The sequence below is a fragment of the Nonomuraea sp. NPDC001684 genome (assembly GCF_053596515.1).
The window spans coordinates 1-7,802 of the sequence record NZ_JBSFGJ010000439.1; the positions used below are offsets into that span (position 1 = coordinate 1).

Annotated in this window: 7 protein-coding genes; 5 read left to right on the forward strand and 2 right to left on the reverse strand. The window is 72.4% G+C overall.

The window, feature by feature from the left end; translation table 11 throughout:
* Positions 1-101: 101 nt before the first annotated feature.
* From ACWCSD_RS42955 to ACWCSD_RS42965, 3 genes are all read left to right on the forward strand, one after another.
* Positions 102-689, forward strand: a complete 588-nt coding sequence (locus ACWCSD_RS42955; RefSeq protein WP_449923785.1) for a lanthionine synthetase LanC family protein — start codon at positions 102-104, stop codon at positions 687-689.
* 261 nt (positions 690-950) lie between these two features.
* The gene (locus ACWCSD_RS42960) at positions 951-2,732 is read left to right on the forward strand and encodes an ABC transporter ATP-binding protein (RefSeq protein ID WP_449923788.1); all 1,782 of its coding nucleotides are present in this window, start codon (positions 951-953) and stop codon (positions 2,730-2,732) included.
* Positions 2,733-3,026: 294 nt separating this feature from the next.
* Positions 3,027-4,151, forward strand: a complete 1,125-nt coding sequence (locus ACWCSD_RS42965; RefSeq protein ID WP_449923791.1) for an alpha/beta hydrolase family protein — start codon at positions 3,027-3,029, stop codon at positions 4,149-4,151.
* Here ACWCSD_RS42965 and ACWCSD_RS42970 read toward each other — a convergent pair.
* The gene (locus tag ACWCSD_RS42970) at positions 4,116-4,832 is read right to left on the reverse strand and encodes a response regulator (RefSeq protein WP_397165544.1); all 717 of its coding nucleotides are present in this window, start codon (positions 4,830-4,832) and stop codon (positions 4,116-4,118) included. The genes ACWCSD_RS42965 and ACWCSD_RS42970 overlap by 36 nt on opposite strands.
* On the reverse strand, positions 4,829-6,001 hold the full coding sequence (locus ACWCSD_RS42975; RefSeq protein WP_449923794.1) for a sensor histidine kinase: 1,173 nt from the start codon (positions 5,999-6,001) through the stop codon (positions 4,829-4,831). Before ACWCSD_RS42975 ends, ACWCSD_RS42970 begins: the two co-directional genes overlap by 4 nt.
* A gap of 163 nt (positions 6,002-6,164) precedes the next feature.
* Here ACWCSD_RS42975 and ACWCSD_RS42980 point away from each other — a divergent pair, with 163 nt between their 5' ends.
* Positions 6,165-6,854 (forward strand): hypothetical protein, encoded by a 690-nt coding sequence (locus ACWCSD_RS42980; protein ID WP_449923797.1) that lies wholly within the window; start codon positions 6,165-6,167, stop codon positions 6,852-6,854.
* 148 nt (positions 6,855-7,002) lie between these two features.
* Positions 7,003-7,802, forward strand: an 800-nt coding sequence (locus ACWCSD_RS42985; protein ID WP_449923800.1) for a carbohydrate binding domain-containing protein, incomplete at its 3' end; no start/stop codon positions are given.

The window sequence follows — 7,802 nt, forward strand, 5'->3', positions numbered from 1 at the left end:
AGGTTGAAGCCGATCTTGTCGAGGTACGGCTGCAGCCCGGAGCGCTCGAAGTAGCCGGTGACGACCTGCGAACCCGGGGCCAGCGAGGTATCGGGACCGCGTTGCTCCACGCGGGCCGGGCCCTCCACCGGCCTGACTGGACGGCGACCGTCCACGAGATCGCCCGCACCCTCCGCGAACACGCCGACGTGGACGGCGACACCGTCTGGTGGCCGACGCAGCGCGGCGACCTGTCTACAGTGCGCCCGCGTCGGCCGTACTGGTGCAGCGGCTCCTCCGGGATCGGCTCCTTCCTCGTGAGGTACTGGCGTGCCACCGGCGACCCGTCCGCGTTGGACCTGGCGCGCAAGGCCGCGGCGGCCGTGCACCGTACGCGATGGCAGTCAGGGCCGGTGCCGTGCCACGGACTGCCCGGCGACGGTGAATTCCTGCTCGACCTGGCCGATTTCACCGGCGACGACCGCTACCGGCGGTGGGCGCGAGATCTGGCCGGATGTCTGGAGCTGCGCGCGACCGATCGTCGCGGCCGCCTGCTCGTCCCCGGCCCCCAGGGAGACTTCCCGCCGACCTTTCTCGCCGGTACGGCGGGGATCGTCGCTTTCCTCCTCCGGCTGCGCGACCGGTGCGCCCGGTTGTGGATGCCGGAGGAGGCCCCCAGACTCGCCGCTCCCGCAGCGGGACGGCGATGACAGACGGCCGCACCACAGGCGGCCCCGGCATTCACAAGGAGGTGACGACCATGTCCTTCGACGTTGAGGACCTGCAGGCGCTCCAGGAGCTAGAGCCCGGCGCCAACGAGGCGCTCCGGCTGACCAACTGCATCAAGCACTTCGGCTGCACCGACAACTGACAGCCGAACCCGCCCGCCCGGACCCGGGCGGGCGGGGCCCTGTTCGATCCAGACGTCTGGTCAACAGCGTTCGGTCAAGAGACAAGGACAGGCCCGGCCCGTGCACGATCGTTCCCGCTTCGATTCGGAGCAGCCTCCCGCCCCCGGGACCTGGCGCAGGGTCGTACGGCTGTTCATGCCGCACCGGCTCGCCATCTGCTTCGTCGTCCTGCTCGTCGTGGCCTACTCCGCACTGAACGCCGCCGTGCCGTTGCTGACCCAGCTGGTCTTCGACCGGGCGCTGTTCGGCGCGGGCGGTCCCGACCTGCCGCTGCTCGCGCTGATCGCCGGACTGGCGGCGGCCACCGCCTGCGCGGTGGGCGTGGTGGACCTCGGCCAGACGTGGGTGTCGGCCCGCGTCGCGCAGCAAGTGGTGCACGCGCTGCGCGTGGAGCTGTTCGGCCGTCTCCAGCGCATGCCGCTGGCCTTCTTCGCCGCGACACGAGGCGGCGAGATCCAGTCGCGGCTGGCCAACGACACCGTCCAGATCGAGAACGCCGTCAAGGACACCTTGCCCAGCACGTTGTCCGGCGTGCTCGGATTCGTGGCCGCCGCCGGCGCGATGGTGGCACTGTCACCGCAGCTCGCGGGCGCCGCCCTGATCCTCACACCCGTCGTCGTCTGGGTGGCCTCCCGCTCCGGGCGAGCGCTCAAGAACCTGTCGGAGGTCAGCCAGCGCTCCCGCGCACAACTGTCGGCCATCGTGGCGGAGCGGCTGTGCCTGGGCGCCGTCATCCTGGCCAGGGTCCACGGCAGAAGCGCGGACGAGGCGGGCGGATTCGCCGCGGAGAGCCGGCGGCTGATCCGGCTCGGGGTACGGTCCGGGCTGGTGGCCCAAGGGGTGCTGAGCGCGGGACACGTCTTCTTCGTGCTGACCCCGTACCTGGTGTTCGTGGCGGCGGGCCTGTCCGACGGGATCACCCCGGGCACTCTGGTCGCCTTCACCGTGCTGCAGGCCAGGCTCTACCAGCCCCTCTGGCAACTCCTGCACATCTCCACCGACTTCCGCTCCGCCCAAGGAGCCTTCGAGCGGGTCTTCGACTACCTCGACATGCGGCCCGAGCCCGAGCTGGAGCCCGGGCCCGAGCCAACCCCGGACCTCGTCTCCGGGCCCGGCGCGCTCGCCGTCCATGAGGTCATGTTCCGGTACGCCGCGGCGGAGCGGGACCGTCCGGCGCTGGACGGTGTGAATCTCACCCTGCCGGCCGGATCCACCACGCTGGTCGTCGGCCCGAGCGGCTCGGGCAAGACGACACTCGGCCACCTGCTGGCCGGCCTGCACCCGCCCACCGAGGGGTCGGTCCTGGTCGACGGGGCAGAGATCGCCCGTCCGTCACCCGGACGCGTCTGCATCGCCACCCAGGAGCCCTTCCTCTTCCAGGGGTCGATCGCCGACAACCTCCGGTACGCCGCCCCCGACGCCACCGCGGACGATCTCGTGCGGGCCTGCCGGCTCACCCGCGTCCACGAGCGGATCACGGCACTTCCGGACGGCTACGACTCGCTGGTGGGAGAGCGGGGAGCGCTGCTGTCCGGCGGCGAACGACAGCGCATCGCCCTGGCTCGCGCGCTCCTGGCCGACGCGTCGGTGCTGGTCCTCGACGAGGCCACCTCCGCCCTCGACCCAATGACCGAGCTGGAGGTCGTCGAGGCGGTCCTGGCCGAGCGGGCGGGACGGACGACGGTGATGATCACCCACAGGTTCGGCGTCCTGGAGTCCTTCGACACCGTCGTGGCCCTGGACGGCGGCCGGGTGGCGGAACACGGAGATCGCCTCGACCTGCTCGGCGACCGCCACGGGTGGTACGCGCGGATGGTACGCGCCCAGACCGGCGTCGCATAAGGACTCCGCCCTGCGCCCTGCACCGCGTCGAACCCGTCGCACAGGGCTTGAGCTGCACACGTCCTTCAGATGGCTACGACCGCGGTCCTCATCGCCCCTACGAGGGGTTCCAACAAATGCATGCTCCGCGTCTCGGGGGAGGGGCTGGTCCGCCGCCGCCGGTGGCTCCGCGTCGAGCATTCGTGGGTGTCATTCCTGAGGACGATCTCCAGCGAGCTCTACCCTCCTGGGTTGAGTCGGAGGTCCTTCGCACGTCAGAGGCGGCGGGCGTGCGCGGTTGGCAGCGTGAAGAGGGTGAAACGTGCACTCATCATCACCGTCCTGGCTCTCACGCTGGCCGGCTGCGGCTCCAACCCGCCGCAGCGCCTGACCGTCCCGAAGCCGACGGGCCCGCATTCGGTGGGCACCGTCTCGGTCCACCTGGTGGATCAGTCCCGCCCGGATCCCTGGAACGGCTCCGGCAGGAGGCGGGAGCTGATGGTCAGCCTGTGGTACCCGGCCCGGGACGCGCAGGCCCATCCGGTCGCCCCCTGGATGCCGAGGGCGGCGGCGGACCGGTACCTGAAGATGAACGACCTGGAGCCTGGCTCGGTGCTGCTGGACAGGACCGACGGTCACGAGGGCGCGCCCGCCGACACGAGCCTGGGCAAGCTGCCGGTCGTCCTGTACTCGCCGGGCGCCAACGCCTCGCGCGCTTACGGGACCGGCGTCGTCGAGGAGCTGGCCAGCCGGGGATACGCGGTGGTCACCGTCGATCACCCCTATGACGCGGCGGTGGTGGAGTTCCCCGGCGGACGGGTGGAGACGGGGGCCGAGGTGACCGCCTTCGCCAAGGCGGTCGACGTCCGGGTGGCCGACGTGCGTTTCGTCCTGGACAGCCTGCCTGCCCTGGAGGAGAAGGTGCCCGGCCGTGCCGGGAAGCCGCTCTTCGATCTCGCGCGGATCGGGATGTTCGGGCATTCGCTCGGCGGCGCGGCCACCTCCTCCGCCATGTACGCCGACCCGCGGATCAAGGCCGGGCTCGGCCTGGACGGCGCCGTCTTCGGCAAGGTGGCGAAGTCCGGCCTCGACCGGCCGTACATGGTCGTCGACACCGACGGGAAGGGCGGCATGGCCACCAATCCGACACTGCGTGCCTTCTGGGACGGGTTGCGGGGATGGCGGCTCAACGTGACGCTCAAGGGGGCGGCGCACAACTCCTTCGGCGACGACGTCCTGCTCATCCCCATGTCGGCCGGGCCGCTGGGGCTGGGGAAGGAGCAGTTGGAGGAGGTCGTCGGGACGATCCCGGCCGAGCGGGCGCTGGCCTTCCAACGCGCCTACCCGCTGGCCTTCTTCGAGCAGACGCTGCGCGGCCGTCCGCAGGCGTTGCTGCGGGGCCCGTCAGCCGCCTTCCCCGAGGTCTCCTACCGCCGCTGACGGCGCCCGCCCGCCGGCCGTGACCACGCCGCCCTCGTAGGCGGCGATGACGAGCTGCGCCCGGTCGTGCGCGGCGAGCTTGGCCAGCAGGCTGCGGACATGGGTCTTGACCGTCGCCTCTCCGATGCCGAGCCGCTCGGCGATCCGCGGGTTGGTCAGCCCCCTGGCCACCAGCACCAGCACCTCGCGCTCCCGTCCGGACACCTGGGCCAGCCCCGCCGCCAGCCCGGCCGGGATCGCGGCGGGCTCGCGCCGGGCGAACTCCGCGATCAGCCGCGTGGTGACCGACGGGGCCAGCAGCGCCTGCCCCTCCCCGACGATGCGCAGCGCCGCCAGCAGGTCGCCGGGGCCGGTGTCCTTGAGCAGGAATCCGCTGGCTCCGGCGCGCAACGCCCCGTAGACGTATTCGTCGAGATCGAACGTGGTCAGCATCAGCACCCGTGTCCCGGCGGTCGCCGGGTCGGCCCGGATCAGCTCGGTGGCCCTGATCCCGTCGAGGCCGGGCATGCGGACGTCCATGAGCACCAGGTCGGGCCGCAGGTCGCGGGCCAGGTCCACGGCCTGCTGCCCGGTGCCGGCCTCGCCGGCGGTGGTCAGGCCGGGGGCGGTGTCGATCAGCCTGCGCAGGCCCGCGCGCAGCAACGCCTGGTCGTCGGCGATCAGTACCGTGAACGTGCTCACCTGTCGTCCTCCCCGGACCCGGACCCGGACCCGCTCGGCAAGGGCAGTCTGGCGCGGACGGCGAAGCCGCCGCCGGGCTCCGGCCCGGCCGAGAACGTCCCGCCGTGCAGGGTCACCCGCTCTTCCAGCCCGGCCAGCCCGTGTCCTCCCGTACGCGGCGCACCCCCGCGACCGTCGTCGACGACCTCGACCACCACTTCCACCACTTCGCGCCGCGCCCGGGTGACGACGGACACCCGGCACCGGGCGGGGCCGGCGTGTCGGAGCACGTTGGTCAGCGACTCCTGTACGAGGCGATGGACGACCAGGGCCGCCTCGCCGCCGAGCGCGAGGCCAGGCTCGACGTCGAGCTCCACCCGCACGTGACCGTCCGGGATCGCCGCGACCAGCTCACGCAGTCTGTCCACCATGCGCGGCGCGCCGTCGTCCCGATCTTCCGGGATGTCGCGGAGCAGGCCCAGAAGGCCGCGCAGGTCCGTGAGCGCCTTCCGGCTGGTCTCTTCGATGATCGACAACGCCTCCCCGGCCTCCTCGGGGTGCGTGGCGGCGACGTGGTTGGCGATGCCGGCCCGCATGGAGATCAGGCCCATGCTGTGGGCGACGACGTCGTGCACCTCACGAGCCACCCGCAGCCGTTCCGCCGTCGCCGCGGCCTGCGCCGACCGTGCGACGGCCTGCGCGGCGTACGCGCGCTGCTCCCGTACGGCGAGCCCGATCGTCCAGGCCAGGCCGAGCAGCAGCCAGGCGAATCCGCACACCGAGGCCGCCTCCGTCCAGGAGGGGGCGCCGATCGCGGCGCCGGCGGCGGTCACCGCCAGCGCGGCCACCAGCGCCGTCACCGCCGTCCGGCGCGCCCGCAGCAGCGCCACCGCGTGCAGGGCGACGGCCAAGGGCACGAACGCCTCCTGCCACCCGGCGAACGGCGCGATCACCGCCGCCACCAGGACCGCCGCGCACACCGGCACGGGCCACCGGCGCCGCACCGCCGTCGGCAGGCAGGCCAGTGCGATCACCGGCACGGCCACGAAGGGCGGCACCCCGGCGGACTCGGGCGCCAGCACCGCCGGCACCGAGAACCCGGCGGCCAGGGCGACGGCCGCGAACACGTCGAGGGCGACCCAGTGTCCCGGCCGCAGCCTGCGCGCGATCAACGGACGCCGTTCGGCCATGCGCCCACCCTAGACGGGCCGGCCGCGGCGGCGGGCGTGACGTGGATCATGAAGGTGGGTCACGAAGCCGGTGATCTAGGGTGCGGGCATGTCGTACGTGCTCCACGGTGTCGTCGGTGAGTTCGACCGTCTCCGCTCACTTTCGGGAGAAGTGCCACGGGCTGTGGTGGCGCCTCTCGGGCAACGCCTGGGGCTGCTGCCGGTGACCGACGAGATCTTCGGCGAGCCGACCGCCGCGCGGCAGGAGAGCGGGCCGTTCACGCTCATGTCCCCGGGGCTCGCCGGAAGGCTGAAGGACTGGTCCCGCGGCGGCCAGGTCGCCTACGTGGAAGCGGACTTCTGGGGTGGCAGCGGCAGCCAAGCCGCCGCCCTGTGGGAGAACGGCCGTCGCGGCTGGGGGCCCGAGCACGCCTCGATCCAGGCCGGGCCGCCGCGCGACGACTGGCCGATCAACGCCGTGCTCGCGCGCCTCGGAGCGGTCAGAGCAGGTGCGGCGGACCTGTTCGACGCGGTCGGCCTCGGGCGGGAACGCGACCTGGAAGGGTGGCGCCGGGCGGCCCTGGATGCCCTGGACGCCCCCGGTTACGACGCGTGGGAGGCCGCATGCCGCGCCAGGCAGGAGGCCGACGCCCGCGCCGCCGCCGAACGTGACAGGTACGCCAGGCGTGACGACGTCCCCGTCGTGCTCGACGGCAGGACGGTGATGCGAATGCTCGGCCTCCCGCCCTCCCCGACGGTGGGGGCCGCGATCCGGCATCTCCAGGAGGTGCACCTGGAACGCGGTCCCCTCACCCGCGACGAGGCCGCCACCGAGCTCCGCCGCTGGGCCCGGAGCTTCCGGAGCACCCGATGATGCACGCTGCGCCCGGCGGGGCTGACGTTCCGGTGGCGTCGACCCGAGCGCCAGGCCGAGACGGCCGCCCACGGCGATTTGGCCCAACCAAAAGACCGGGAATTGGCTCTAGGTTGACGCCGATGTCGCCCCCCTAAGATCCACGATCATGAATTCTTATCCGATGCGTCTCATCGCCGCGGGCGCCTTCGTGGCGATGGCCGCGGCGGCCACACCCGCGTACGCCGCCGCGCCCGCCGGCGACGCCGTGGTGAACGGCTCGCTGGACAACGGGGTCAAGGGCTGGTGGGCGTCCAAGAACACGCCGATCAAGGTGACGGGCGGGCGGCTGTGCGCCGAGGTGCCCGCGGGGGGTGACAACGTGTGGGCCGCGATGGTGGGGCAGAGCGGCATCGAGGTCCGGGGCGGCCAGACCTACCAGTTGAGCTTCGAGGCGACCGCCACGAAGACGACGAGGATCAGGTCGCTGGTCCAGGGCGGCGGCACGAAGCCCGCCGCGATCGTGGACGGCTACCCCGAGGTCGGCGCCAGCTCCAAGAAGTTCACCTACGCGGCCACGGCCAAGGTGTCGGACTCGGAGGCTCAGGTGTTGTTCCAGGTGGGCGGTGCGGACGCGCCGTACACGTTGTGCCTGGACAATGTGTCTCTCGTGCCCGTGCACCAGAGCGTCGTGAACGGCTCGCTGGACAACGGGGTCAAGGGCTGGTGGGCGTCCAAGAACACGCCGATCGAGGTGACGGGCGGACGGCTGTGCGCCCAGGTCCCCGCGGGCGGTGACAACGTGTGGGCCTCGATGATCGGGCAGAGCGGCATCGCCGTGGAGGCCGGGAAGACGTACCGGCTGAGCTTCAAGGCGTCGGCGACGCGGCCGGTGAAGATCAGGTCGGTGGTCCAGGACAGCGGCTCGAAGCCCGCCGCGATCGTGGACGGCTACCCCGAGGTCGGCAC